Source organism: Spiroplasma endosymbiont of Lariophagus distinguendus (assembly GCF_023846195.1).
GTDB lineage: Bacteria > Bacillota_I > Bacilli_A > Mycoplasmatales > VBWQ01 > Spiroplasma_E.
In genome coordinates, this window is the sequence record NZ_JALMUW010000095.1 from 1 (window position 1) to 2,406 (window position 2,406).

Annotated in this window: 1 protein-coding gene; it reads left to right on the forward strand. The window is 23.5% G+C overall.

Going from position 1 to position 2,406, the window contains the following annotated elements; translation table 4 throughout:
- Positions 1-109 precede the first annotated feature (109 nt).
- Positions 110-2,044, forward strand: a complete 1,935-nt coding sequence (locus M0D11_RS05685) for a hypothetical protein (protein ID WP_252320906.1) — start codon at positions 110-112, stop codon at positions 2,042-2,044.
- Positions 2,045-2,406: the final 362 nt, after the last annotated feature.

A 2,406-nucleotide genomic window follows, 5' to 3' on the forward strand; every position in this document is an offset into this window, starting at 1 on the left:
GCTCACCCTAAAATCATTTAAAATTCTAGAATTTAATTTTTTTTAAATTATGATATAATCACTTTAAAATAATTATTAATTTTTTACAATATTTAAATGAGGTATATATATGAAAAAACCATTATCATTTATGGGTGCATTATTATTATCAAGTGCAGTCACTGCTAGTACAACGGCATGTAATAATCTAACTATATTCAAAAAAGATTTAAAAAAAGATTTAACACAAACAGATTTAAAAATTGTACCAGAGGAACATCGAGGAACAATACCTACAGATTATGAATTAAAATCACAACTATTTATTTTAAATCATGAACTTCATACTGATAATATTAAAATTATTAATAAAACCACTAATTATGCTTTTGTTATTGGTGATGGTATTTTTTATAATCAAGATAAAATTAAAATTACTTATCAAATCCAAACTATTGATATTAGAACAATAATTGTTGATGGAGCATCCATTGGTAATTTTAGTACTAGTGGTCAAAAACCTACTGTGGAAGCTGTTTACAGTCGTATTCAAGAAAAATATTCTAATTTAGAAATGGATCGCCTTAAAATTGACGTTATTTCTAATAAAGAAGCAACTATTACAGGTATTACGGGTGATGATGTTATTCCTCTTTATACTGGTAAGGTAACAGTTACATTTAGTACTAATGATAGTGTTGATTTAAGCACTATTATTAATAAAAAAGATTTAACGGTTAAGACCAACGGTCATGATATACCATCAAATAATGATGTAATGAGAGCATTACGTGATACTTACCAAGAAAAGTTAGATACTTCTTTTATTGCAATAGAAATTACTGCTACTAATAGTGCCACTATTACTAGTACAAATCAAAAAAAATATACTGGTAAAGTAATACTAAATTTAAATCTTGATATTAGAATTGCTCTTAAAGACGTTATTAATAAGGGATTAGGTAAAATTGCTATTATAGGAAAAGTAATAACTTTAGAAGATGTTAATAGTGCATTGAAAAAACAATATTCAAACTTAAATATGAATGCTATTCAAGTAACGTTGCAAAATAATAGTGTTACTATTAAATCTATTAATCAATATGTATACACTGGTCCTAATGTAGTAATTGATAATTTACTTATTGATTTCAATAGTGTTTTAAATAATAAATTACCAACTTTTAATATTCCTGGACAAAACAAACCAAGTAAAGGACAATTAATTTCAGCACTTAAAACCGCTAACTATAATCTTGATGTAAGCAAAATTATAGTTGATAAAATTACTGATAATAGTGCAGTTATTAATGGTGATGGTAAATTTTATAGCAATGATAGTATTGTTGTTACTTATGATTGTGATAAAACAGAACTTTTAAGTGATGTTTTTAAAAATTTAAATTTAGGAACAATCAAAACTAATGGATTATCAAAACCAAATATTGAAGAAATTAAAACTGCGATTAGTAAAAGTAATCCAAATGTAAAGTTAGATGCAATTAAATTTAGTGAAGATGATATTACTAATCAACAAGTAACTATTAGTGGTGATGAAACTATTTATAAAGGGAAGATAGTTGCTGATTTTACTATTGATAGTAGTATTATTAATAATGATCAACTAAATTATAATTATAGTGAAACTAATAGTGTTGGTTCATTAAAAAGTACTTGAACCAGCCCCGATATTACTCTATTATCTAATTGAACAAATTATGCACCAGATTGAGATAGTTTTTCTAATAAGTTTAGTAAATTAAGTTTTGGTGATAATTCGTATTTTAGTCTTTATTGTAATACTTATACTGATCAAAAATTAAAAGGTTCGCAATTAAGTATTAGTACTAATGATATTAATAATGATAGAAACAAAAATATATTTGAACTTAGTTATTATTATGATGGTGGATTTTGAGGAGCCTTTCTTGAATTACATGGTTATATTCATATTTGACATGATGAAGAAAATGTTTATGTAAGCATTAATTGAAGCATTGATACAGTTAAATGTTTCCGTGATCGAGTATGGAATATTAACTTGCAAGGTGTAACCTTTAGTTAGAATTTAACAGATTATATTTATTTAGTTTTACTGTTAATCATATAATTTTGAAATATTAATTTTTATTAAAAAGATAAATGAGAGATAATACTCTCATTTTTAATATCTTTTTATATAAATTAAGTAAATAACTAAAAAAGGATATACAAAGTAAGTTTAAAAATTAAAATTAAAAATTATTAATTTATAATTATTATAAACTTAATATAGTTTTTATTTTAAAATAAATGAGTTTAGATTGAAAGGAAAAAAATGATGAATAGAGAGCAAGAAATAAATATATTAAATGTAGAAATAAGTTTAATTGAACAAAAAATGGCTATTATTAAAAGTAATTTAGCAACTTTTATCAAAATATAAGT